The following is a 24,034-nucleotide window of genomic DNA, read 5'->3' as shown; positions in this document are numbered from 1 at the left end:
GTGGGCGCCCATGCCGAGACGACCGGCCTCGGACGACGGTCACGACCCGTTTCGTCTCCGATTTCTCGCCGAGAATTGCCCGTTTCACCTCGGCGTGGAACCGACCCCGTCGCGTTTGCGGGCGAACGTTCGTTGGATCAGTCTGCCGCCGGCCCGTCCCCGTCGACGTACGAGCGAGTCGCCTGCACGAGGTGACGGCGGTAGCCGCTCGGGTCCGGATCGTGCCCGAGTTCGCGAAATCGCGTCCGGAACTCGTCGGCGTCGACGGAGGGGGCGTCCACCGCGGCTGCGTCGGCCAGATCGTACAGCCGGTGGTCCTCGTCGATGATGTCGTTTCGTTCGGCCAGTGCGAGGGCGAACGCGGCGTTGACGGCCGTGATATCCGGATCAGCACCAGTCGTGACGCGCTCGAAGTCGTCCCGTGGCGTGGCCCGTGCTCGATCGGCGATGGCTGCGGCCAGGCTCGATTCCAGATATGAGAGCAGTTTCTCGCCGGGACCCACCGAGAGCGTGATGTCGTCCGCGTAGATGTCCTTCATGTGGTTGGCGATCTGGAAACAGTGAGCCAGTTTGCGTCGCTCCACGTCGCGGCCCGCGAGGGCGAGGTAGAGGGCCTCTTCGATGGACTGAACGTGTGATGGGTGGTCCTCCTCGTACCGGGCCATGTGGGCGAACTCGTGGAGGGCGAGTTCGCGAGCCATCGCGGAGGACGCTGCCCGTCGTGAGATGTTGAGCACATGTCGATCGTCGTAGTGGCCTGCCCACGTTCGCTCGTCCGGATCGTCTCGAAGCCGGACCCGAACGGGCAACGAGAGATCGTGCTCGGTTTCGAATAGATCGCGGGCGCTGAGAAAGGGAGCGGCTGGCCCAGTTCCCTGCACGTGCAACTCCATGAGTGTAGGTAACAGGGGAGTGGCGGACATGAGGGTTGCGCCGTGTCTCAGGACAGCCCGGTTGCGGAGCGTGCGATCACCTGTTCAGTGCGTGTCACCCACTCACGCAAACTGGACGTTCGGGGCGCAGCACCTGAATTCGCCCGGCGCAGTTCGCGACGACGAAACAGCACCCTTTTGACCCCGCTACCGGTACGAGGGTGTATATGGGCCGACGCAAGAAGATCGTACAGGAGTGTGAACGGCTGATGGACGAACCGGAGAACATCCGGAACATCGCCATCGCCGCTCACGTCGACCACGGCAAGACCACACTTTCGGACAATCTCCTCGCGGGGGCCGGCATGATCTCGGACGAGACCGCCGGCGAACAGCTCGCGATGGACACCGAAGAGGACGAACAGGAACGCGGCATCACCATCGACGCGGCGAACGTCTCGATGACCCACGAGTACGAGGACACCAACCACCTCATCAACCTCATCGACACGCCGGGCCACGTCGACTTCGGTGGCGACGTCACCCGTGCGATGCGCGCCGTCGACGGTGCGCTCGTCGTCGTCGACGCCGTCGAGGGCGCGATGCCCCAGACCGAGACCGTTCTCCGCCAGGCGCTGCGCGAAGGCGTCAAGCCGACCCTGTTCATCAACAAGGTCGACCGCCTCATCTCGGAGCTCCAGGAGGGTCCCGAGGAGATGCAGGAACGGCTCCTCTCCGTCATCCGCGACGTCAACGACCTCATTCGCGGCATGACCGAGGAGATGGACGACATCGAGGACTGGACCGTCTCCGTCGAGGACGGCACCGTCGGCTTCGGTTCCGCCCTCTACAAGTGGGGCGTCTCGATGCCCTCGATGCAGCGCACGGGCATGGACTTCGGCGAAATCATGGAACTCGAGCGCGCAGACAAGCGCCAGGAACTCCACGAGCGCACGCCGCTGTCGGACGTCGTCCTGGACATGGTCTGTGAGCACTTCCCGAACCCGGTCGACGCCCAGCCCATGCGTATCCCGCGCATCTGGCGCGGTGACGCCGAGTCCGAACTCGCCGAGACGATGCGACTCGTCGACGAGAGCGGCGAGGTCGTCCTGATGGTCACCGACATCGCGATGGACCCACACGCCGGCGAAGTGGCGTCCGGCCGTGTCTTCTCTGGCACGCTGGAGAAGGGCCAGGAGCTGTACGTTTCGGGGACCGCTGGCAAGAATCGCGTCCAGAGCGTCGGCATCTACATGGGTGGCGAGCGCGAGGAGGTCGACCAGGTTCCGGCCGGCAACATCGCCGCCGTCACCGGCCTCCGCGACGCCATCGCTGGCTCGACGGTTTCGTCCACCGAGATGACGCCGTTCGAGTCCATCGAACACATCTCCGAGCCGGTCATCACGAAGTCCGTCGAGGCCCAGACGATGGACGACCTGCCGAAGCTCATCGAGACGCTCCGACAGGTCTCCAAGGAAGACCCCACCATTCAGATCGAGATCAACGAGGACACCGGCGAGCACCTCATCTCCGGGCAGGGTGAACTCCACCTCGAGGTTCAGACCCAGCGTATCGAGAAGAACCAGGGCATCCCGGTCAACACCGGCGAACCGATCGTCGTCTACCGCGAGGCTATCCAGCGCGACTCCGACACGGTCGAGGGTATCTCGCCGAACCGCCACAACCGCTTCTACATCTCCGTCGAGCCGCTCTCGGACGACCTCGTCGACACCCTCCGGATGGGCGAGGCCTCGATGGACATGCCGGAACTCGAACGCCGCGAGGCGCTGCAGGAAGCCGGCATGGACAAGGACGACTCGCAGGTCGTCGAGCACATTCACGGGACCAACATCCTGCTCGACGAGACGAAGGGGATTCAGCACTTGAACGAGACGATGGAGCTGTTCATCGAGGGGCTCGAAGAAGCCCTCGACAACGGCCCACTGGCCAACGAGCCCGTTCAGGGTACCCTCATCCGGCTGCACGACGCCAAGCTCCACGAGGACACCATCCACCGCGGTCCGGCACAGGTCATCCCCGCGACCCGCGAAGCCGTCCACAAGTCGCTGATCGACGGCCACATCGCCATGAAAGAACCCATGCAGGACGTCCGCATCGACGTCCCCAACGACCACATGGGCGCCGCCTCCGGCGAGATCCAGGGCCGCCGTGGCCGCGTCGACGACATGTACCAGGAAGGCGACCTCATGGTCGTCGAGGGCATCGCCCCCGTCGACGAGATGATCGGCTTCGCCAGCGACATTCGCTCCGCCACCGAAGGCCGCGCCTCCTGGAACACGGAGAACGCCGGCTTCGAGTTCATGGCCGACTCGCTCCAGCGCGACAAGACCATGGAGATCCGCGAGCGCAAGGGCATGAAGCTCGAACTGCCCCCGAGCGTCGATTACTTCTAACGAACTTTTTGTGCGGCGGGTTCGCGCAGAGCGCGAACCGCTTGCACAAAAACTTCGATGAAAAAGGGCCGCGAGCGCGTCCGCGCTCGCGGTGAAACGGCGCGCCTTGCGCGCCGTATGCAAACCGCATTATCCCCGATATTAACGCGACTTCTGGGTTAGTCTCCTCCTTCGGTTCCGTCCCCGGACTGGTTACTCGTCGAGTGCATCTTCGAGAATCGATTCGACGAACGCGCTCTTTTCGGGGGTGTAGCTCGCCCGGTCGTTTAGATACGTTGCGGCGAGATCGCGTTTCAACTCGGCGTACTCGCTCGCCACAGCCGGGTTTGCTCGCAGCTGGTCCCTGAACGCGAGCGGTTCGTTGCAGGTCGGGCTTCCTGGTTTGGTCAACGAGAGGTAGTGCGTTTGCTCGGTTTTCGGCCCCTTCGCGAGAAAGGCCCGACCTCGACGTCGGTCAGTTCGCTCGAGGTCTCACTGTGACGCCGTTCGTCCTGGATTTGGTTAGCGTTTATCTACTTCGAATAACTATGGGCTCCTTTCTGGGAACGCTGGTAACCCCTTCTCGGTCGGAGGGAGTCGGTCACCGCTGGGCTGTGGGCCCGATCCGACCGACGGTCACTGCCCATGCCGTCGACGAATCGGCTTCCCGCCGGTATAAACGACTGTTCTACCCCGGACGCACGCCTATGTGGGTCCACAGCAACGTGCGATCATGTCCTCGACGTACGACGCCTACCGCTCGGCGCTCTCGGAGGAGTCGTATCCACTGGCGTACCTCGATCGATCGGCGCTCGAGGCGAACATCCGGACGACCCGCCGACGAGCGAGCGGCCGGCCGGTCCGCGTCGCTTCGAAGTCGATCCGGTGTCGGGCCGTCCTCAGGGAGGTGCTCGATCGAGACGGATTCCGCGGCGTCATGTGCTACACCGGTCACGAGGCCGCTCACCTCGCCGCCGATGGGTTCGACGACCTGCTGGTCGCGTACCCGGTTGTCGACGCCGACGAGCTCGCGGCGGTCTGTTCTGCGATCGAAGCCGGCACCCGGATCGTCCTGCTGGTCGACAGCGACGCCCACGTCGAACGGATTAGCGAGGTTGCGGCCGAGCGCGGCGTCTCGGTTCCGATCTGTCTCGATCTCGACGTCTCCACCGACCATCTCGGGGTCTACTTCGGTGTCAGGCGGTCGGGAATCCGGTCGGCGAGCGCGGCACTCGAACTTGCACGAACGATCGCCGATGCGCCAGCCGTGACGCTCTCGGGACTGATGGGCTACGAGGGGCAACTCGCGGGCCTTCCCGACGACGACCCGTCGAATTCGTTCGTGACAAACGCGGTCGTGCGACGCCTCAAACGCCGGTCGGAACCGATCGTCCACGAGCGCCGTCAGGAGACGGTCGCGGCGCTCGAACGGGAGGGATTCGCCCTCGACTTCGTCAACGGTGGCGGCACCGGCTGCCTCGAATCGACGCGTCGGGATACGTCGGTGACGGAACTCACCGCAGGCTCGGCCTTCTTCGCCCCAGGTCTGTTCGACCACTATCGGGGGTTTACGATAGCGCCGGCCGCCGGCTACGCCATCGAGGTCGTCCGCCGTCCCGAACCCGGCGTGTACACCTGTCGGGGTGGCGGGTACGTGGCGAGCGGCCCGCCGGGCGTCGACAAGATACCCACGCCCCATCTGCCCCGCGGTGTCTCGTTGTTCGACGCCGAGGGCGCGGGCGAAGTCCAGACGCCGGTTAGCTACGATGGCCCACATCGGCTGGAACTGGGTGACCCCGTCTTCTGTCGACATGCCAAGGCCGGCGAGCTCTGTACCCACTTCGAACACCTGCACGTGATCGACGATGGTGAACTCGTCGACCGACACCCGACCTATCGCGGCGACGGGGCGTGGTTCCTGTGACGGAGCGTAGCCGTGACGCGAACGGCGACCGGGTAACTGACGGTGCAGGGATCGGTCACCGGAGTGGCCCTCGTGAGTGCAGTGAGGCGAACCGCTGGCGAAACTGGGCCGGCACTCGGTCCTGTCGACCCCGCCATTTCTATCGTCCGACGACGACGGACGAGATCCGACACCTGGTCGATCGATACGCCGGTGAGCGAACGATCCGGGTCGCCGGCTCCGGGCACTCGTTCTCGGCGCTCGTCCCGACCGACGACGTCCTCGTCTCGCTCGACCGGTTCACCGGCGTTACGGCGGTCGATTACGAGCGCCGTCGAGCGACCGTCCGGGCCGGAACCACACTGGGCGAACTGGCGGCGACGCTCGACGTCCACGGACTGGCCATGACGAACCTCGGCGACGTCGATCGCCAGACCGTCGCCGGCGCGCTCGCGACCGGCACCCACGGTACCGGCATCGATCTCGGCATCCTCTCGACACAGATCGTCGCGCTCGAACTCGTCACCGCAGACGGCGAGCGTCGGACGCTGGCGGTCGAAGACGGCGACCCGTTCCGGGCGGCTCAGGTCTCGTTGGGGGCCCTCGGTATCATCACCGCGGTCACCCTCGACCTCGACCCTGCCTACCGGCTGTGCGAGCGAACCTGGACGGCGCCACTGGAGTCGGTCCTCGACGAACTCGAGAGCCTTCGCGAGGCACACCGCCACCTCGAATTCTTCTGGTTTCCCCACACGGGCCGGGTGCTGGTCAAGACCCTCGACAAGACGGACGAACCGCTGACCAACCCGTTGGTTCCGACGGCGTTCGGTGAGCGCGCCGAAAACGTCGTCTGGGAGGCCGTCTGTCGACTCTCGTCCCGGTTCCCACGGTCGTCACCCGGACTCGCCCGGTTCACCGCCACGACGTTCTCGGAGAGTGAGACCGTCGGTCAGAGCCACGAGGTGTTCACCACGCGGCGGGACGTCAGGTTCGACGAGAGTGAGTACGCCGTTCCCGCTCGAGACGGGCCCGCAGTCGTCCGCGCACTCCGGGATCAGGTCCTCGCGTCCCACCCGTCGATCGTCTTCCCCATCGAGTTCCGCTACGTCGCCGGCGACGAGATTCCCCTCTCTCCCGCGTACGGCCGGGAGACCGCGTTCGTCGCCGTCCACGCCTACCACCGGAAACCCGCCCGTGCGTACTTCGAGGCCTGCGAGTCCGTCTTCGACGCGTACGACGGCCGGCCCCACTGGGGAAAGCGGCACTCGATCGCTCCGGATCGGCTCCGCGCCCGGTACCCCGAGTGGGACACCTTCGAGGCGATCCGCCGGCGATTCGATCCCGACGGGATCTTTCTGAACGCGTCTCTCCGCGACCTGTTCGAGCCGACGTGACTGTTCAACTGGTGGGGCTGATCACGTGGCGCGACTGCTCGCTCGGCGTGGTCGGTCGCCCGATGCGGCCGAATTCGGGAGCGCCGACCCGGGCCGGTCACGGAACGATCGCTTCGACGAGTTTCGACTCGATCCGTCGAATGTGCTCGCCGACGTTCGCCTCCGAGCAGCCGACGACCGCAGCGATCTCGCTGTAGGAGGTCTCACGGGGCCGTCGGTAGTAGCCCAGGTCGACCGCCGTCCGGAGTATCTCCCGCTGGCGGTCGGTGAGCGAGGCGTAGATTCGGTTGGGACGGGGCTCGTAGTCGCCCGTCCGCTCGATCTCCAGCGAGACCGACTCGGGAATCCCGTCGAAGAGGCCTTTGACGCCTCGTTCGTCGCCGACGAGGGTGACCCGGAGTGAGCCGTCCGGCCGGAACTCGATCGGTCGATCGATCACGAGGCGCAACGCCTGGATGCGTTCTAGCAGTGCCGCGACCGTTTCGTGGGCCTCGCCGTGGGCGTAAACGAGCAGTCCCGACCCATCGTGGGTGGGTGCGGACGCGACGTCGCGATCCTCGTGGGTTCGAAGGAGCGATTCCAGCTGGTCGGGGTCGCCTCTGAGTTCGTACAGGGTGATGACGGTCCCGTCGGGCAGCAGTCTCGCGTCGTAGACCGGCCCGTGGTCGAGCTCGGGATCGTCGAAGACGTGCTGGTCGGGTTCGCCCAGCCACTCTTCGGCGGTGAGCGTGAGCGTGACGAATCGGAGTGGATCGGCGACCATGGTGTGGGTTTGCGGTTATTCAGCGGTATTCGACGATCCGTCGGTTCGAGACGAACTGATATAAACTCATCAATATTTGTGTGTGTGAGCGGCCGATCGATGGTGCGGTAGAGACCGACCTGGCTATACCGTTCCTTGTTACCACAACACATAAAAATGGGTGGTGTACACAAGAACCGAACATTTCCTCGGTGGCGTTGAGCCGCGGGTATGGTTCGGGGACAACCCAACTCGGATCGAACCGCGGGGGATCGTAGATGAGTGATCGACGGATGGACCGGCGCCGATTCGTCGCGGGTTCGGCGACGTTGACGGGTCTCGCTGCGGGCGTTTCGCTCGGCGCGGCGAGCGACCCAGCGGGCGATTCGGGCGCCAATGCAACCGGGGCCGTCGGGGGAAACGGCTCGGCCGGGACCGACGAAAATCGTGGCCAAACCGGTCACGAGGGCGCGGGCGAGGGAACGCTCACCGCCGGCGTGGCAATTCGTGACGTCACGCCCGCGAACGGCCAGCCGTTCTTCGGCTACGCTCGACCGGACATCTTCGCGGACGGTGTCTCGATTCGGTTGTTCGTCCAGGCGCTCGTCCTGTCCGACGGGGAGCGGAAGGTCGCCCTCGTCGGCGGCGACCTCGGGCGACCAGTCGCGCGCGAGACGGTACTCGAACACGCCCGCCCGCTCGGGTTCGATCGCGATACGGTCCTCTACGCGACGACCCACACGCACGCGGGCCCCGATGGGTTCGACGACTGGATCGCCGGACAGATCGGCGACGCCATCGCGGCGGCGGACGCGGACCGGCGGCCGGCTCGCGCGGCGTGGGCCGAAGCCGACGTGCCCGACAACAGCGTCAATCGCTCGATCGAGGCCCACCTCGCGAACTACGGGCTGGACATTCCCCCAGGCGAGGGATCGCCTGACGACCACCCGGTCGATCCGGCACTCGCACGCGATCCGACGCTCCGACTGCTGCGCGTCGAGTCGCTCGACGGGATGCCGATAGCCGCCTGGACGTGTTACGCCAATCATCCGACGACGTTCCCCCCGGCCAACACCACGTACTCGGCTGACTTTCCGGGCGTGGCGTCGCGGTGGTTCGTGCATCGATTCGACGACGAGTCCCCGGTCGTCCTGCACGCGGCGGGGAAACTGGGAGACGTGATGACTCACTACGACGACTACGGAATGTACGCGCTGGCCGAGCGGACCGCCGTCCGCGTGGAGTCGGCGATGTGGGCCGCCTGGCAGGCAGCCGAGGCCGATCTCTCCCGGACCTATCCGGTGGGCGGTCGCGCCAGGGTGATCGAGTTCGACGGCCAGCACGTCGATAGCGGTGAACGCGTCGCAAGCACCGGTCTCGTCGGGAAACCCATCCTGAACGGCGGCGAGAACGGGCCGACGCCATTTTCGGGGCTCGAACTGGAGGGTGAGCGTCGCCCCGAGTGGCTCGCCGATCCGGTTCACGGCCGCAAGCTCATCCTCGCGCCCGCACCGTGGTCCACCGAGGTCGAGATCCAGGCCCTGCGGCTCGGCGACCGACTCCTCGTGACCGTCCCCGGCGAACCGACCACCGAGATGGGTCGTCGAATGGCCGAGGCCGCTGCCGAGGCGGCGCCGGACGACGTGACCGACGTCACGGTCGTCGGCATCGCGAACGGCTACAACGGCTACTTCACGACACCGGAAGAGTACGACCAGCAACACTACGAGGGCGGCCACACCGTCTTCGGCAAGTACGCGTCGGTGCTGATCGGCGAGCACCAGCGTGACCTCGCCGCTGCGTTCGACGACGGACTCGGCAGCTCGCCCGACCCATCCGGTTCTCGACCGTCGGTGCCGTCAGCGCCCGTTGGCGACGGCGCCGCCGAGGGTTCGCTCGTCGCCCAACCCTCGGCTACCGTCGAACGGATGGAAACCGTCGGTCTCGAGTGGGTCGGCGGGACGGCGGGCAGGGATCGGCCGGTCGACGACCCGTTCGTGCTCCTGGAACGGGCGACTGCCGGTGGCGACGGGGAGTGGCACCCCGTCACCGACGACCGCGGGCTCGGGTTCGTCTGGAGCGAGTGGCTCGGCCACTACACGGCGCGATTCGACGTCACCCCGGACTTGCCGACGGGAACCTACCGCTTCCGGGTGAACGCTGCGCGGTACGAACTCACGACACGATCGTTCGACGTCGTGCCCGCCACCGGACTCGTGGTTCGCGGGGTTCGCGCGGGCGAGCCCGGATCGGACGACTCGGTCGCCCTCACTGTCCTCGCACAGAACCCGCCGCCGGATCCGGACGACAGTCTCCGAACGCGTGCGCGCTCGCCTCACGGTGGGACGGCGACCATCGAGGTGGATGGGGAGACGGTCGTGGCCACGTGGGACGGGGCTGCTGGCGGCTGGGTTGGGACCGCGCAGGGCGTCACGGAAGGCGACGTCGTCACGGTCCCCGACGCCGGACTCGAAGACGCCTTCGGCAACCGATCCGGCGATGCGGTCCAGCTGACCGTCGGCGAGGTAGCCGACGGAGAGTGGCCCCAAAATATGACGACCGGTGGCGGCGATCCGCCCGGGCTGTTCGGCATCGGGACGATTCCGATCTGAGCGCGGCGGTCTGCGAGCGATCGAAATCGCGGCGGTCAGCGGACGATCGTGACCGCGTCGGTGCCCGACAGGCCGTGTTCCCCCGACTCGTCTCGTTCCCACTCGATTCGGCCCTCGGTCTCGTCGCCGTCGAACCCGGTTCCGTCCATTGGGAACACCAGGAGGAGGTCGTCGTTTCCGTCGTCGTCGACATCCGTCACGAAGCCGTCGAAGATGGGCCGTGCACCCTCGCGATCGGTGACGACGTCCGGCGCGCCGAATCGGTATCTGACGTCCTCGCTCGTTGGGTCGAACTCGTCGTTCTGCAAGATTGCAACGGGGACCATCCCGAATCGGTTGGGAATGACCGGGTTCGCCTCGCTACCGGGAACGATGTCGATATCGAGCTTAGGTGGGAAGTGTGCGGCGACCTGGCCGGTGAGCGTCGCGAGGCCGAGACCGCTCGCTGTGATGGCGGCGCCCGTTCGAAGCACGGTGCGGCGGGTCGACGAAGCGTTCTTCGCCGGTGTCGCGTCGTGGTCTGGCGATGGAGTCATACGGCAGTTGTATTTGAACACCGACGGATATATTATTATTCACTAGTGCTTGAATGGTATGATGTCGGGGATGAAGGTACCTCTCTCGGACTTCGGTCCGCTCTCGAAAACTCGTTTTCGTCCCGAAGGGGCCTATTCCAGCGTACCGGCCGTCCTGTTCGTCCGTCGGTCGGCCGCGTTCGGTTAGCCGGAATCCAGCACGGATAGCACTTCGGGCGCCTCGTAGACCTTGTTGCGCTCCTGGCCGGTCGTTTCGACGACGATGCCCGCCGCTTCGAGCGCTTCGATGGCGTCGTAGACGGACGGTTTCGAGCGCCCGGTCGCCTCGACGGCGCGCGGCCCCGTCAGGTACGGCTGTTCGAAGACGTAGTCGACGAGTTCGCGCGCGGTGGGGAAACTTGGGAATTTCGCGCGGTAGTCCTCGCGGAGGTCGGTCAGGGCGACCCCGCAGTCGTAGGCGTCGATGGCCTGTTCGGCGATGGCGTCCAAGACGAAGACGACCCACTCCTCGTAGGCGCCGTCCGTACTGACTTCTAGCAACTTCTCGCGGTAGGCGATCCCGTGGCGCTTGAAGTAGGCGCTGAGATAGAGGTACGGCCCGGGAAGGAGGCCGGCCTGGTAGAGCTGGAGCATGATGAGCAGGCGGCCGAGGCGGCCGTTGCCGTCGCGGAAGGGGTGGATGGCCTCGAACTGATAGTGAACGAGCGCGGTGTCGACCAGTGGTGGGTACTCCCCGCGGCGCAGGTACGAGAGACACTGCTCTAAGAGGAGGTCGACGTAGTCCGGACTCGCCGGGACGAACGACGCGCCGTCGGGGCCGTCGTCCGGCGACCCGATGTAGACGGGAATGTCGCGAAGTTCCCCGGGCCGATCCTCCTCGCCGCGGACGCCGCCCAGGAGTTTCTCGTGTAAGGTCCGCACGAGGTCGAGATCGATCGTTCCACCGGCGTCGATCCGTTCGAACCCGTGGGTGACGGCGTCGACGTAGTTGTACGCTTCGCGAACGTCCGCGAGCTCAGCGGCGGCGCGCTTCGGCGACGCGCCGACCTCGTGGGCGTAGATGTCTGAAATCGTGACGTTCGTCCCCTCGACTTGCGAACTCATCGCGGCCTCACGGTGGACGAACGGCGCGATGAGGAGGGTCGGATTCTCGAGGTGTCGTTCGAGCGTCGCCAACCGACCCAGGGCGTACTGGGCGTCGCCGTAGACCGCGAGTAGATCTTCGGTGAGCGTGAGATCGGGCGGCAAACTCGCGGGCCGGTGGCACGGCAGGCCGTCGTCCTCGTCGATTCGGCCGGGCCCGTCCGCGAAGTCGGCTGGATCCATCTTACTACCGATCGGTGTGGACCCGTCTTAAGTTATTCGACACCCCGAATCGCTAACTGTGGGGGCGGGTGAGTGACTGGTAGTTCGAGTGGGCCGTCCGTTCCGGTCGTGTGCCCGACGATGGGTCTCACTGTTTCGATGGGCTAGCCGCAGCTTTTCGCTCGCGATACCACGACCGTTTACGTCGCCTCGATACCACGCACAACACATGAGTGATCTCACCGATCTCGGTCTCTCGAGTTACGAGGACCGGGCCTATCGGGCGTTGCTGGCACTCGGTAGCGCCGCCGCGAGCGAGGTAGCGTCGCGCGCCGACGTGCCGACCGGCCGGATCTACGACGTGGTCAACGGGCTCGCGGCACGGAACATCGTCGAGACGCGGCCCGGGACCGATCCGACCGTGTACGTGCCGGTCGACCCGGACGAGGCCGTCGACCGTCTCCTCGACGAACGCCGGCGGGAACTCGAACGTCGTGAGACGGCGTACCGAGAGGTCGCGGACCGTGTTCGATCCGAACTGGCGCCCGGCCCCCCGGTCGACGCCCGATTCTGGCCGACGACGCTGGGTGGCGAAGATGCCGTCGCGCTCTGGCGAGAGCAGGCGCAGACGGCGACCGAGCGCGTGCGTCTCGTGGTGGGTCCGCCGTACGACGCGGCCGACTGGGAGACCTACGCGTCGGAGGTCGCCCCGGTCGACCGAATCGACGGCGCGGTGGACGTCCAGGTGCTACTCGCCGAGACAGTGCTGTCGAGCGTCCCGTCCGACGAACTGGCCACCATCCGCGACGTGGCGTCGGACGTCTCCGTCCGGGTCGCCAGTGGACTTCGACTGACGTTCGACGTCGTCGACGACGTCGAAGCGAGCATCGACGTGGCGAATCCCTTCGAGCCGGCGGATCGTCTCGGTGTCGTCGTCTCGCGTGACGAGTCGCTCGTGTCGACGCTGGCGACGGCGTTCGATCGCTGCTGGGGCCGTGCGGAACCCGTCTGAGTTGGTGGAGGGCGGTCTCCAATCTAGAAACTAACAACAAAGAGGGCCGCGTTCGAGCACGCCTATGCCGACGCGTTGGAAAGACTCGCTCGATGACGGGAACGTACCTTTCGCTCGGGATCGCGATCGCGATGGAAGTGATCGGTACCTCGGCGCTCAAGCTATCGGACGGGTTCGAGAACGTTCTCCCAGGACTCGTGACGCTCGTCGCGTACCTCGGGTCGTTTTACTTCCTGAGTCTGGCGCTGCGCGATCTGCCGATCGGGGCCGTCTACGCGACCTGGTCGGCGTTCGGCATCGTCGGCGCGGCGACGGTCGGACTCGTCTTCTTCGACGAATCGATCGATCTAGCGGGGATTGTCGGCATGGGACTCGTAATCGCCGGCGTCGCGACGCTGAATCTTCTGTCGACGGCATACAGTCCCGCGTAGCTGGTCGGTGGTCACGTTCCTCGCTGATGGCACAGGTGGTGTGATTGGGTGTCGATCCGTGTAACGGACCGAACCCGGCGACTGCGTCGACATGACAGGCGCCACCGAACGTGTCGGTCCTCTTCTATAATTAAATAATAACTAGTGGAGATGGCTGTTTATTACGGCCTGTAGAAACTCAAAAGGTCTTTCCCTCTATCGAAAACTATCCGTTCGTTTCTGCCCATCTCGTCCCACGAAATTCACGAATGCCTACCAGATCAGGTAATAGTTGAAGAGTGAAAAAATATTAAAATACGAGGGTATGGTGCTGAGTGACAGGCGCATGCTGTGTTCGGACGTACCACGCGGCCGGGACGTCGGACGACCGACACCGGGAGGGCGGCGGACGTGACGACCTGGCTGGGTCGAGGCGGGCGACGGGCCGAACCCGACAGTCGGTACGAGCCGGTGGGCGAGCGCGGGTCTTGCGGCCTGCGCGAGGTATCGCGGGCGGACGTGTCGGACGAACGGGCGCCGTGCGCCGGGAGCAACTCATGCCATCAGAATCACCAACACGACGAACGGTACTCAGAACCGCCGCGGCCGGCGCGGCTGCAACGGGATTCGCTGGAACAGCACTTGCCGAACCGACCGGACGCACGCTCGTCGGGCTCCAGCCCGGCAGCGACGCCTCGGTCGCGACCACCCAGGCCGAGTCGGTCCACCGGGAACTCGACTTCGGCGACATCGGCAGGGTCGTCGCCGGGACCTTCTCGGACAACGCCATCTCGGCGCTGCAGAACAATCCGAACGTCAGATACGTCGAGAAGGAGGGCCGCATGCACGCGCTGGCCCAGGACGTGCCCTACGGCATCGACATCGTCGAGGCCGACGTCGCCCACGACAACGGCGAGACGGGCGCCGGGGCGGACATCGCCATCGTCGATACTGGTATCGATCAGGACCACCCGGATCTGCAGGCGAACCTCGGGAACGGTGCTGACTTCACTGGGACCGGTTCGTGGGACGACGACAACGGACACGGTACTCACTGCGCTGGCATTGCCAACGCGGACGACAACACCGAGGGCGTCGTCGGTGTCTCGACCGAGGCGACGCTCCACGGGGTCAAGGTCCTCGGGAGCGGTGGGGGCGGCAACTTCTCCGACATCGCGGCCGGCGTCGAGTGGGTCGCCAATCAGGGCTACGACGTCGCCTCGCTCTCCCTCGGCGGGTCGACGGGCAGCTCTGCGCTCCAGGACGCCTGCCAGTACGCGACCAACAACGGCGTGCTGGTCGTCGCCGCGGCCGGGAACGACGGCGAGTGCTCGAACTGCGTGAGCTACCCGGCGGCTTACGACACGGTGATGGCGGTCAGCGCCACCGACGAGAACGACGAGATCGCGTCGTTCTCCTCGACCGGTCCGGAGATCGATATCGCCGCACCGGGCGCGGGTGTTTACTCGACGTACAACAACGGGGGCTACACAAGCCTCGACGGGACGTCGATGGCGTGTCCGCACGTCGCCGGCGCCGCTGGCCAGCTGATGGCCAACGGCCACTCGAACGCCGACGCGCGCCAGCAGTTGCAAAACACTGCCGACGACATCTGCCGGTGTCCGGAAGACATGGGTGCGGGCCGCCTCAACGTCGCCGCGGCGCTGGGGCTTCAGTCGCCCTCGAACTGCAACGGCACGGTCAACTGTCAGAACGACGGTGGCGGCGGTGGCGGCTGTTTCATCACGACCGCCACCGCCGGCGAGGGCCCGACGCTCGACTCGCTCCGCCGGTTCCGCGACGAGTCGATGGCGGCAACGCCGGTCGGTCGCGGCATGGTCGGGCTCTACTACCGGATCAGCCCGCCCATCGCCGACACGCTCGAACGCCACCCTGAGAGCCTGACGACGCGGGCGACCCGGAAGATCGTCGACGTGTGCGCGTCGCTCTCGGATCGGCAGGACGAGACCGACTCGGCCGTCGAGAGCGCGTCGCTCGGGGTCTCGCTCACGGCGCTGTACATGGTCGGGATCACGGTCGGTGCCGGCGGGCACCTCGGTATCCGGACGCGAGAACTGCTGGATCGGACGGCGTAATCGGCCACTACTGGCCGAGCTTTTCGCGAGAGATCGAGACGCCGGTCGGGGTGACGATGATCTGATCGTCGCCCTTCTGGACGATGTCGCCGCCGACCTCCTGGACGACCTGCCGAAGCTCGTCTAAGACGTGTTCGACGGTTTTGTCCTGCGTTCGCAGCCTGGTGATGTCTGCGACGACGAGATCACCGTCGTAGACGGCGTCTTTGATGTCGATCGTCGCCGACTGGCCGTCGATCTCGGCGAATCGAACGGACATCGTCGCCTCGCCGGGGTCGGCCGCGACGTCGTCGATATTGAGTTCCACGTAGTCCTCGGTCGTTCGTCCGCCGCCGCCACCGAGGATTTTGCTCATGAGGCCCATGGAACACACGTCCGCCGCCGCGAGTATAATACTTACGTCAGACGTACTTTCACCCGTCCACGGCGACGAGCTGGCCGCTGACGCTGACGGTGTGTTCCAGCGAACTGGCCCAGCTCACCATCGATCGCTCGTCGCGCCGGTGTCTGCATCGAGGCGTGGGCTGTAGTCAGGTGGAGTCGACCGCTGGATAGCCACTACGTACGGGTACGGCGTGTTGTTCACCAGGCGGATTCTGTTCGAAGGTAGTAGTCCTATTCCACTTTCGATTCAAAACCGATCCGGGAGATATACTTGTCTCGGCTACCTAGGGGCCCCATGCACACGCTGGACGAGACCGATCTCGATATCCTTCGGATGCTTGGTGAAGACGCGCGCCGCCCCTTCAGCGAGATCGCCGCCGAAGTCGACCTCTCGGGGCCGGCCGTCTCCGACCGGGTGAGCCGACTCGAGGAGACGGGCGTCATCAACGGGTTCACCGTCGACGTCGATCGGTCGCAGTTACAGGCTGGCGTCCCGGTGTTCGTCCAGCTCACGACGGAGTCGCCCAAACTCACGACGATACGAGAGCGTGTCGAGTCGGACGAGGCGGTCGAGCACGTGTTCGTGACGGCCGACGGCGAACTCTGGTTCTACGCCCGCGCGCAGGTGCAAAACGTCCGCCAGTGGCTCGACGAGCTGGTCGGTGACGCCGCGTCAGTCGAGTACGCGGTCACGTTGATCGACGACGTCGCCTGGCAGCCGTCGCTCGGCGGCACCGCCTTCGCGCTCACGTGCGCGGAGTGTGGAAACACGGTCGACAGCGAGGGCGAGTCCGAACGGATCGACGACCAGGTCTATCATTTCTGCTGTCCCTCGTGTCAGAGCCGGTTCGTCGAGCGCTACGACCGATTCGAAGCCGGCGCGTGAGGCTTTGTATTCGAAAGACTAGCCCACACCAACCTTTGCCTTCTAATCGGAAAACGGGGTAAGTGAGTGGCGCGTAGGATAGGCCAATGAGTACCCGAACTGCACGGCTCGAGATCCAGGGGATGAGCTGTGCCAACTGCTCGCAGTCGGTCACCGACGCGGTGGAAGCGCTGGACGGCGTCACGGGGCCAACGTGAACTTCGCGACGGACGAGGGATCCGTCACGTACGACCCCGCGAAGACCTCGTTGACCGAGATCTACGACGCGATCGACGGGGCCGGCTACCACGCTCGTCGCGAGACGGTTTCGATCGGCATCTCCGACATGACGTGTGCGAACTGTGCCTCGACCAACGAAGAAGCGCTCGAACTGGTCCCGGGTGTCGTCGAGGCGACTGCGAACTACGCGACGGACGAAGCGCAGGTCGCGTACAACCCGGCCGAGGTCGACCGCGCAACCCTGTACGACACCGTCGAGGAGGCCGGGTACACGCCGATCCGCGACGACGGAGACGACGAGACCGACCAGGATCGGCGTGACGCCGCACGCAACGAGGAGATCCGGAAACACCTTCGACTGACGCTGTTCGGGGCCGTCCTCTCCCTCCCGATGTTGCTCTTCATGGCCGACATGATCTTGCTCGGGGGGACGATATTCCCCCACTCGATATTTGGCGTCGAACTCAGCTGGGTCGAGTTCCTCCTCGCGACGCCGGTTCAGGCGGCACTCGGCTGGCCGTTCTACAAGAATTCCTACAAGGCCATCGTGACGAATGGCCGGGCGAACATGGACGTCCTGATCGCGCTCGGCTCGTCGACGGCCTACCTCTACAGCATCGCAGTCTTGCTGGGACTGGTCGCCGGCGAGACGTACTTCGACACGGCGGCGCTGATTCTCGTGTTCATCACGCTGGGGAACTACCTCGAAGCCCGCTCGAAGGGACAGGCGGGCGATGCGCTTCGAAAGCTCCTCGAGATGGAGGCCGAGACGGCCACGGTCGTCCGTGACGACGGCACCGAGGAGGAAATTCCGCTGGAGGACGTGACCGAAGGCGACCGGATGAAGGTTCGCCCCGGTGAGAAAATTCCGACCGACGGTGTCGTCGTCGACGGCCAGTCCGCTGTCGACGAATCGATGGTCACCGGCGAGTCGGTCCCCGTCGAGAAACGCGAGGGCGACGACGTCGTCGGCTCGACGATCAACGAGAACGGCGTGCTGACCGTCGAGGCGACGAAGGTCGGCGAGGACACCGCCCTCCAGCAGATCGTCCGCACGGTGAAGGACGCCCAGTCACGTCAGCCGGAGATCCAGAACCTCGCCGATCGCATCTCGGCGTACTTCGTTCCGGCCGTGATCGTGAACGCCCTCTTCTGGGGGGCCGTCTGGTTCCTCTTCCCGGGGGCGCTGGCCGGATTCGTCGACTGGCTCCCGCTGTGGGAGCAGGTTGCCGGCGGCCCCTCCGCAGCTGGCGGCACCATCTCGGTCTTCGAGTTCGCCATCGTCGTCTTCGCCTCCTCGGTGCTCATCGCCTGTCCCTGTGCGCTCGGATTGGCGACGCCTGCCGCGACGATGGTCGGGACCACGATCGGCGCCCAGAACGGCGTCCTGTTCAAAGGCGGTGACGTCTTAGAACGCGCGAAGGACGTCGACACCGTCGTCTTCGACAAGACGGGAACCCTCACCGAAGGCGAGATGGAGCTAACCGACGTCGTCGTATTCGACGGGGACGGTGCGCCCGCGGCTGACGGGGGCGAGCCGGCGACCGACGGCGGACAGGTCGAAGGCCGTAAGCGCCTCGACGAGGACCGCGTGCTCGAACTCGCCGCGACGGCTGAGCACGGCTCGGAACACCCGCTCGCGCAAGCGATCGTCGAGGGCGCCAAAGCGCGCGGCCTCGAGGTGTCGGACCCGACCGCGTTCGAGAACGTTCCGGGTCACGGCATCCGCGCGACGGTAGAGGGCTGGGAGCCGCGTAGCGGCTCCGGCAGGGCGAGCGGAGAGCGGAGCGAACCGAGAGCGACCGAAGTCCTCGTCGGCAACCGAAAGCTCCTCCGCGACGCGGGAGTCGATCCCGAACCCGCCGCGGAGACGATGGAGCGACTGGAGAACGAGGGCAAGACGGCGATGCTGGTCGCGGCCGACGACCGGCTCGTCGGCGTCGTCGCCGACGCCGACACGGTCAAGGAGCGCGCGAAAGCCGCCGTCGCCGACCTCCACGATCGCGGCGTCGACGTCATGATGCTCACCGGCGACAACGAGCGGACGGCTCGCGCGGTCGCCGAACAGGTCGGGATCGAGCCCGACAACGTCCGCGCAGAGGTCCTGCCCGAGGACAAATCCGACGCGGTCGAGGCGATTCAAGCGGAGGGTCGCAAGGCGATGATGGTCGGTGACGGCGTCAACGACGCGCCCGCGCTGGCGGTCGCCCACGTCGGGACGGCGATCGGTAGCGGCACCGACGTCGCCATCGAGGCCGCGGACGTCACGCTGATGCGCGACGACCCGGTCGACGTCGTGAAGGCGATCCGCATCTCCGACGCGACGCTCCAGAAGATCAAGCAAAACCTCGTCTGGGCGCTCGGCTACAACACGACGCTCATCCCGCTGGCCTCGCTGGGCCTGCTCCAGCCCGTGCTGGCCGCGGCCGCGATGGCGTTCTCGAGCGTGTCGGTGCTGTCGAACAGCCTGTTGTTCCGCCGGTACACGCCGGACGAGGACTATCGCCTCCTCGGGTGGTTCCGCTGACGGGGCGAACACCGTCCGGAACCGATTCTCACCGCGGACCTGCCGGTTCTGGATCCTAGCCTCGTCGATCGGTGACGACGCCGTCCGAAGTCCGTCTCTCTCTCTTTTAACTCACTCCCGTCACGACGCTCGGTCGGTTCCAGCACCTCGACCGGCACGCCCACTCCACACATGCAAGGCACACCGCACAGAAAATTTGGGAGGGCGGATTTTGCTGGTACTATTGCTTTGCATTCGAAACAGCAAGTGGGAAAGTCGTCCATCCCCTACTATCGAACGACCGATATGCCAGAAACGATCACTGTCGAAGGAATGACGTGCGGACACTGTGAACAGACGGTCGAATCGGCGCTCGAAGACGTCGACGGCGTCACGACGGCGACCGCGGACCGTGAGGCGGAGTCGGCCACCGTCGAGGGAGATGTCGACCCGACCGCACTCGTCACTGCAGTCGACGACGCGGGCTACGACGCGTCCGAGTAGGGCCGTTCACTACCCCACGCTTTGTCTACCGACGGGTGACGGGACTTGTCCGGGTCCGCTACCGGGCGACAGTCGACCCGCTTGGCTGTGTCGATGGGACTCAGGCGTCCGCGTCACCGACCGAATCGTCGATCGTCTCGACGACGCGCTCGTATCGCTCGTGTACCTCCTCTCCGATCACGTCCAGCTCGGACGACTCGGCCAGGTCGAGGAGTTCCATCGCGTCGACCGCGTTCACCGAGATCGCTCCCTCGTCGGTCTCGTAGACAACGACGTTACACGGCAACAGTGCGCCGAGTTCGATCTCCTCGCCGAGTGCTTCGTGTGCGAGTCCGGGGTTGCAGGCGCCGAGAATGCGGTACTGTCGGAACTCCTCGTCGAGTTTTGCCGCAAACGTCGCCTGGACGTCGACGTCGGTGAGGACGCCGAACCCCTCGTCTTCGAGCGCGTCGATCGTCTCGTCGACGACCTCGTCGAACGATCCTCGCACAGTCGTCTGTATTGTGTATCCCATACAAGATAGTGCGTGCGGACGGCCTTAACGATGTGTGGTCCGGACTGCCTGCCGAGCCACCCGATAGCAGACAGGCCTGGGCGATTTGCCGGGAAGTAGACACGGTTGGTCCGTCGGGCGGGACGGCTGAGACGCCGAGAGGGAGGGACAGCTGAGGCGCCGAGAAGTGGACAGGCTCGATTCGGCGAGAGCGGCGAATCGGTTCCGACTCGTGTTCGTGTTTCATGCACGATTCTCCTCGAAACCCGTATTTATCCCATCCTGGTCAGTGTACTCGTTCATGACGTTCAGCATCTGCGTTGGCGAGCACTACGAGGACGACGAGGGAAACGAGCAGCACCGCTTCGGCGTGGCGGTGACGACGCGGCTTCCCGCAGTGGGTCAACTGTGCCCGTTCGTGAGCGAGCACGGCGCTATCGCCACCCAGAGTCTGGTGAACGTCGACCTCGGGCGGGACGGAATCGCCTACGTCGACGACGGACTGGCCGTCGACGACGCGCTTCCGGCGTTGCTCGCCGCGGACGACAGTGCCCCTCAGCGTCAACTCCACGGTGTGGACGCCGATTCGACGTTCGTTTTCTCCGGCGACGAGTGCAAACCCTGGTACGGCCACCGCGAAGGCGACCGCTACACCGTCGCCGGCAACCTCCTCACGGGCGCGTCGGTGATCGAGTCGGTCGCCGAGACGTACGAGGCCCAGCGCGACGAGGACCGTCCGCTCGCCGAACGCCTGATCGACGCCCTCGAAGCCGGGCAGGCCGAGGGTGGCGACAAGCGGACGGATCTCGAGGTGCAAAGCGCGGCCCTGCTCGTCGCGGATACCCAGGAGTACGCGTTCGAACCCTCGTACAACGACCTCCGGGAGGACGCCTCGCGCGAACCGATCGCGGATCTGCGAGAAACGTACGAACTCGCCGTCGAGGGCCACGAAACGCTGCTGGAACGCTACGAGGACGCCTCCGAAGAGGACTCGATGGACGACGTTTCGTCGACGGAGTAAGCGCCTGCTTTAGCGAAGCGACTGATCGATACCCACCCTGACCGCTCACCCGCTGAACGTGTACAGGTCGTCGCCGACGAAGTGAAGCGAGTCGATTACCTTGCCGGAGTCGCCGAGCAGATCGTCACTATCGACGCGCGAGCGACCGACGGCAAGCACCTTCTCGTGGGACTCCTCGGCGATCAGGACGAGATCTCCCTCGGCGACGTCGCCGCGGACGTCGGCGATACCGGGCCGCATCACGTCGGCGCCGTCGCTGACGAACGAGACGGCCCCGGCGTCGACGATCACGAGCCGATCGGACGGCTCGGTGGCGTTGGCCCCGCGGACGGTCAGGAACGGTTCCTCGTCGAAGTATGCGACCAGCGGTTCGCCGTCGACGAGGACGACCTCCCAGTCTGAATCTTCGAACTCGACCAGTTCGTAGGCGTCCCCGTCCAGATCGACGCCGAGGCGGTCACCGACGGCCGTCTCGACCGCCGAGACGTCGTCGCTTCGGAGGTGGTGGCGCGATTTCACCTGCATACTCGCCCCTTCCGTGCGCGCCCATTTAACGGGTGAGGTTCGCCCCGAACCGGGCGGTCTCGCCGAGCGGGTCCCCGGACGAGCTTTTCGTCGCTCGGGGTCGAGAGAGGCGTATGGTCGCTCTCCTCGGTGGCGACGGCACCGACCGCATCGAGGCGCTGACCGACGGGGTACTCGCTATCGTGCTCACGCTGCTCGTCTTGCAGTTCGAGGTCCCGGACGTGGCTCCCTCGGCGCTGCCCGCAGCGCTGGCCGACCAGGAGACGCTGGCCGTCAGTTACGTACTGAGCTTCGCCATCGTCGGCCTTTACTGGACGATCCACCACAATCTCTTTCGCGATATCGTCGAGCACGATCGCCTCCTGCTGTGGCTCAACCTCTGCTTCTTGTGCTCGATCTCGTTTCTCCCGTACCCGACGGAGGTACTGGGCACGTACGGGACGACGTTCGCCTGGATCTTGTACGCCGTGACCCTCTCGCTGGTCGGCAGCACGCTGACCGCCGTCTGGGCGTACGCCGCCCACGCCGGGTTCACGTCCGACCGGATTGACGCCCGTCTCGCCCGCCTGATCACGATTCGCGGGCTCATCTCGCCGGCGACGTTCGCGCTCTCGATCGCCGTCGCAACCGTGAACCTCTCGATCGCGTACGTCGTTCCTCTCCTCATCGCGCCGCTTCAACTGCTCTGGGTCCGGTACTACGGGCGCGCTACCGGGAACTGAAGCGGTGAGGACCGAGCCGCCACTGTCTCCGGCTGGTCAGTCCCGAATCACCGCGGAGAGGGAGTTGGTGGGTCGGCCGCGTCGGGCAAACCACTATTCCGGTAGCCGTGGTAGACCGGCCCCCGACACCCGAATGGCCACCGAGTACGTCTTTATCAGCGATCTTCACATGGGCGGCGAGGAGCAACTCACTACGCTCGACTGCGAGGCGGAACTCGTCTCGTTTCTCGCCGACCTCGAAGGACGCGGTGGCGACGTCGAACTGATCATCAACGGCGACGCGTTCGGGCTCTGGGAGTACGACGACGTGTCTGACCGGCCCGATACCGCGTCGGGTCCCACGAAACTCGATCGAGTGATCGAGGACCACCCGCGCGTCTTCGAGCAGTTTCGCGCGACCGGCGAGGCGATCGATATCACGCTCATTCCGGGCAACCATGATTACGATCTCGCGTGCTCCCAGTCCCACGTCGATCGACTCGCGACGTACAACATCTCGCTGGAGCCGGCGATCGCCATCACCCGGGAGGTGGGTGACGCCCGAATCTGGATCGAACACGGCCAACAACACGACTCGAACAACCGAATGCCGGACTGGGGCAATCCGGACGCGCTGCCGGTTGGGTACTTCGTCGTCCAGCGGATCGTCGACGCCGCGGGCCGCTACTCGGATCGTGCCAGGGGCAACTGGCTCAGAGACATCCAGTCGGTCACCCCGATGGAGGAGATCCCGCGCTGGCTTTTCTCGAACTACTTCTACCGGGAGATGAGCCCGGTCCTGCGGGCGATCGTCGTCCCGCTATTGCTGTTTTTCAACATCACGCTGGTGTACCTGTTCGGGACCGTCTTAGAGAGCGTCGGTCTGGTCCCGCGGTGGCTGTTCACCGACAACCCCGTCGTTCACGCCCTCGGCGTCGCCGACATCGTCCTCGAACTCATCATCGCCATCAACGTCGTGGTCGTCGCGATCTTGCTGTTGCTCGCGGTTCCGTTGTGGTTTTTCAGACGCGATCTCAAACACACGCTTGGCCGATTCGGCGTCATGCTGTCCGGCGTTCGCGTCGGCCAGGGGGACGAACCGTTCCTGAACGCCGCGCGAGACGTCTTCGAATCTCACCCGGACGTTGCCGTTTTCGTCTACGGGCACACCCACCGCGCGTCGCTCACCCGGTGGGGTGATCGCCTCGTCGTCAACACCGGCACCTGGCTGAAGAACCTCCAGCATGTGGAGACGTGGTTTTCTCGTCTTCCCGGTATCTACTACCCGACGCTTCGACTAACCGCGGTTCGCATCTTCGCCGAGGGCGACCGGATCGTCGTCGAGTTCGACGAGATCGAGCGGGACGACTCGGCGGACCTCACGCGATTTCAGCGACTCGTCGCCCGCCACCCACCGGCGCCGAATCCGATCCCCGACCGAACGGTGATCGATCCCGACGGTACCCTCGACCTGCCGGTGGACGAGGACGACTGAGCGCGATCTCGACGCGACGCACTGG

Annotated in this window: 19 protein-coding genes and 2 pseudogenes; 13 read left to right on the top strand and 8 right to left on the bottom strand. The window is 65.5% G+C overall.

The genetic code is table 11. The features are described 5' to 3' along the window. Positions 1-137 precede the first annotated feature (137 nt). Positions 138-893, bottom strand: a complete 756-nt coding sequence (locus C479_RS05580) for a DUF5781 family protein (RefSeq protein WP_007699120.1) — start codon at positions 891-893, stop codon at positions 138-140. A 206-nt stretch (positions 894-1,099) separates the two neighbouring features. On the opposite strand from C479_RS05580, the gene C479_RS05575 reads away from it, so the two are divergent. Then, the gene (locus tag C479_RS05575; protein ID WP_007699117.1) at positions 1,100-3,286 is read left to right on the top strand and encodes an elongation factor EF-2; all 2,187 of its coding nucleotides are present in this window, start codon (positions 1,100-1,102) and stop codon (positions 3,284-3,286) included. Between the two features lie 192 nt (positions 3,287-3,478). On the opposite strand, the pseudogene C479_RS05570 reads toward C479_RS05575, so the two are convergent. Beyond that, positions 3,479-3,727: pseudogene (locus C479_RS05570) on the bottom strand (GrpB family protein); the annotation flags it as partial. Positions 3,728-3,998: 271 nt separating this feature from the next. On the opposite strand from C479_RS05570, the gene C479_RS05565 reads away from it, so the two are divergent. After that, complete coding sequence (locus tag C479_RS05565) at positions 3,999-5,189, top strand: alanine racemase (protein ID WP_007699112.1); 1,191 nt, start codon at positions 3,999-4,001, stop codon at positions 5,187-5,189. After that, positions 5,186-6,562, top strand: coding sequence for a D-arabinono-1,4-lactone oxidase (locus C479_RS05560; protein WP_007699109.1), 1,377 nt, complete (start codon positions 5,186-5,188; stop codon positions 6,560-6,562). Before C479_RS05565 ends, C479_RS05560 begins: the two co-directional genes overlap by 4 nt. A 97-nt stretch (positions 6,563-6,659) precedes the next feature. On the opposite strand, the gene C479_RS05555 is transcribed toward C479_RS05560, so the two are convergent. After that, positions 6,660-7,325, bottom strand: coding sequence for a helix-turn-helix domain-containing protein (locus tag C479_RS05555; RefSeq protein ID WP_007699107.1), 666 nt, complete (start codon positions 7,323-7,325; stop codon positions 6,660-6,662). Between the two features lie 257 nt (positions 7,326-7,582). Between C479_RS05555 and C479_RS05550 the strand changes: the two genes are divergently transcribed. Then, complete coding sequence (locus C479_RS05550) at positions 7,583-9,916, top strand: neutral/alkaline non-lysosomal ceramidase N-terminal domain-containing protein (RefSeq protein WP_007699104.1); 2,334 nt, start codon at positions 7,583-7,585, stop codon at positions 9,914-9,916. Positions 9,917-9,951: 35 nt separating this feature from the next. Here C479_RS05550 and C479_RS05545 read toward each other — a convergent pair whose 3' ends face one another. Both C479_RS05545 and C479_RS05540 read right to left on the bottom strand, forming a co-directional pair. Next, the gene (locus C479_RS05545; protein WP_007699101.1) at positions 9,952-10,452 is read right to left on the bottom strand and encodes a hypothetical protein; all 501 of its coding nucleotides are present in this window, start codon (positions 10,450-10,452) and stop codon (positions 9,952-9,954) included. A gap of 183 nt (positions 10,453-10,635) precedes the next feature. Next, positions 10,636-11,778: a Fic family protein gene (locus tag C479_RS05540; RefSeq protein WP_007699098.1), complete on the bottom strand. Its 1,143-nt coding sequence runs from the start codon at positions 11,776-11,778 to the stop codon at positions 10,636-10,638. Positions 11,779-11,986: 208 nt separating this feature from the next. On the opposite strand from C479_RS05540, the gene C479_RS05535 reads away from it, so the two are divergent. The 3 genes from C479_RS05535 to C479_RS05525 all read left to right on the top strand — a co-directional run bounded on the left by C479_RS05535 (position 11,987) and on the right by C479_RS05525 (position 15,275). Beyond that, on the top strand, positions 11,987-12,769 hold the full coding sequence (locus C479_RS05535) for a TrmB family transcriptional regulator (protein WP_007699095.1): 783 nt from the start codon (positions 11,987-11,989) through the stop codon (positions 12,767-12,769). A 92-nt stretch (positions 12,770-12,861) separates the two neighbouring features. Then, positions 12,862-13,200 (top strand): DMT family transporter, encoded by a 339-nt coding sequence (locus C479_RS05530; RefSeq protein WP_007699093.1) that lies wholly within the window; start codon positions 12,862-12,864, stop codon positions 13,198-13,200. Positions 13,201-13,736: 536 nt separating this feature from the next. Continuing rightward, entirely contained in the window at positions 13,737-15,275 is a 1,539-nt protein-coding gene (locus C479_RS05525; protein WP_049907096.1) for a S8 family peptidase, read from the top strand. A gap of 7 nt (positions 15,276-15,282) precedes the next feature. Here the strand turns inward: C479_RS05525 and C479_RS05520 are convergent, their stop codons facing one another. Then, on the bottom strand, positions 15,283-15,639 hold the full coding sequence (locus C479_RS05520; protein WP_007699084.1) for a cell division protein SepF: 357 nt from the start codon (positions 15,637-15,639) through the stop codon (positions 15,283-15,285). A gap of 315 nt (positions 15,640-15,954) precedes the next feature. Here C479_RS05520 and C479_RS05515 point away from each other — a divergent pair, with 315 nt between their 5' ends. From C479_RS05515 to C479_RS05505, 3 genes and pseudogenes are all read left to right on the top strand, one after another. Beyond that, positions 15,955-16,545, top strand: a complete 591-nt coding sequence (locus C479_RS05515; protein ID WP_007699082.1) for an AsnC family transcriptional regulator — start codon at positions 15,955-15,957, stop codon at positions 16,543-16,545. Positions 16,546-16,631: 86 nt separating this feature from the next. After that, positions 16,632-19,291, top strand: a pseudogene (locus C479_RS05510) (heavy metal translocating P-type ATPase). Between the two features lie 285 nt (positions 19,292-19,576). Beyond that, a complete protein-coding gene (locus C479_RS05505; RefSeq protein ID WP_007699075.1) occupies positions 19,577-19,774 on the top strand; it encodes a heavy-metal-associated domain-containing protein in 198 nt (65 codons plus the stop codon). Between the two features lie 100 nt (positions 19,775-19,874). On the opposite strand, the gene C479_RS05500 is transcribed toward C479_RS05505, so the two are convergent. Further along, entirely contained in the window at positions 19,875-20,288 is a 414-nt protein-coding gene (locus C479_RS05500) for a DUF302 domain-containing protein (RefSeq protein ID WP_049907095.1), read from the bottom strand. Between the two features lie 280 nt (positions 20,289-20,568). On the opposite strand from C479_RS05500, the gene C479_RS05495 reads away from it, so the two are divergent. Next, a complete protein-coding gene (locus C479_RS05495; protein WP_007699069.1) occupies positions 20,569-21,288 on the top strand; it encodes a DUF1028 domain-containing protein in 720 nt (239 codons plus the stop codon). Positions 21,289-21,333: 45 nt separating this feature from the next. On the opposite strand, the gene C479_RS05490 is transcribed toward C479_RS05495, so the two are convergent. Further along, entirely contained in the window at positions 21,334-21,813 is a 480-nt protein-coding gene (locus C479_RS05490) for an RNA-binding protein (RefSeq protein WP_007699066.1), read from the bottom strand. Between the two features lie 113 nt (positions 21,814-21,926). On the opposite strand from C479_RS05490, the gene C479_RS05485 reads away from it, so the two are divergent. Further along, on the top strand, positions 21,927-22,535 hold the full coding sequence (locus tag C479_RS05485; RefSeq protein ID WP_007699063.1) for a TMEM175 family protein: 609 nt from the start codon (positions 21,927-21,929) through the stop codon (positions 22,533-22,535). 133 nt (positions 22,536-22,668) lie between these two features. Then, positions 22,669-24,009 carry a metallophosphoesterase gene (locus C479_RS05480; RefSeq protein ID WP_007699060.1) on the top strand — a complete coding sequence of 447 codons (1,341 nt, stop codon included), beginning with the start codon at positions 22,669-22,671 and terminating at the stop codon, positions 24,007-24,009. Positions 24,010-24,034: the final 25 nt, after the last annotated feature.

It is taken from the genome of Halovivax asiaticus JCM 14624 (assembly GCF_000337515.1).
In the GTDB taxonomy this organism is placed as follows: domain Archaea; phylum Halobacteriota; class Halobacteria; order Halobacteriales; family Natrialbaceae; genus Halovivax; species Halovivax asiaticus.
This window is presented reverse-complemented; position numbering and strand designations above follow the sequence as displayed.

What these genes read in the sequence shown, in the direction of transcription:
- C479_RS05580 (WP_007699120.1), bottom strand. Translation starts at nt 893, where the DNA reads ATGGAGTTGCACGTGCAGGGAACTGGGCCAGCCGCTCCCTTTCTCAGC.
- C479_RS05575 (WP_007699117.1), top strand. Translation starts at nt 1,100, where the DNA reads ATGGGCCGACGCAAGAAGATCGTACAGGAGTGTGAACGGCTGATGGAC.
- C479_RS05565 (WP_007699112.1), top strand. Translation starts at nt 3,999, where the DNA reads ATGTCCTCGACGTACGACGCCTACCGCTCGGCGCTCTCGGAGGAGTCG.
- C479_RS05555 (WP_007699107.1), bottom strand. Translation starts at nt 7,325, where the DNA reads ATGGTCGCCGATCCACTCCGATTCGTCACGCTCACGCTCACCGCCGAA.
- C479_RS05550 (WP_007699104.1), top strand. Translation starts at nt 7,583, where the DNA reads ATGAGTGATCGACGGATGGACCGGCGCCGATTCGTCGCGGGTTCGGCG.
- C479_RS05545 (WP_007699101.1), bottom strand. Translation starts at nt 10,452, where the DNA reads ATGACTCCATCGCCAGACCACGACGCGACACCGGCGAAGAACGCTTCG.
- C479_RS05540 (WP_007699098.1), bottom strand. Translation starts at nt 11,778, where the DNA reads ATGGATCCAGCCGACTTCGCGGACGGGCCCGGCCGAATCGACGAGGAC.
- C479_RS05535 (WP_007699095.1), top strand. Translation starts at nt 11,987, where the DNA reads ATGAGTGATCTCACCGATCTCGGTCTCTCGAGTTACGAGGACCGGGCC.
- C479_RS05530 (WP_007699093.1), top strand. Translation starts at nt 12,862, where the DNA reads ATGACGGGAACGTACCTTTCGCTCGGGATCGCGATCGCGATGGAAGTG.
- C479_RS05525 (WP_049907096.1), top strand. Translation starts at nt 13,737, where the DNA reads ATGCCATCAGAATCACCAACACGACGAACGGTACTCAGAACCGCCGCG.
- C479_RS05520 (WP_007699084.1), bottom strand. Translation starts at nt 15,639, where the DNA reads ATGGGCCTCATGAGCAAAATCCTCGGTGGCGGCGGCGGACGAACGACC.
- C479_RS05515 (WP_007699082.1), top strand. Translation starts at nt 15,955, where the DNA reads ATGCACACGCTGGACGAGACCGATCTCGATATCCTTCGGATGCTTGGT.
- C479_RS05505 (WP_007699075.1), top strand. Translation starts at nt 19,577, where the DNA reads ATGCCAGAAACGATCACTGTCGAAGGAATGACGTGCGGACACTGTGAA.
- C479_RS05500 (WP_049907095.1), bottom strand. Translation starts at nt 20,288, where the DNA reads ATGGGATACACAATACAGACGACTGTGCGAGGATCGTTCGACGAGGTC.
- C479_RS05495 (WP_007699069.1), top strand. Translation starts at nt 20,569, where the DNA reads ATGACGTTCAGCATCTGCGTTGGCGAGCACTACGAGGACGACGAGGGA.
- C479_RS05490 (WP_007699066.1), bottom strand. Translation starts at nt 21,813, where the DNA reads ATGCAGGTGAAATCGCGCCACCACCTCCGAAGCGACGACGTCTCGGCG.
- C479_RS05485 (WP_007699063.1), top strand. Translation starts at nt 21,927, where the DNA reads ATGGTCGCTCTCCTCGGTGGCGACGGCACCGACCGCATCGAGGCGCTG.
- C479_RS05480 (WP_007699060.1), top strand. Translation starts at nt 22,669, where the DNA reads ATGGCCACCGAGTACGTCTTTATCAGCGATCTTCACATGGGCGGCGAG.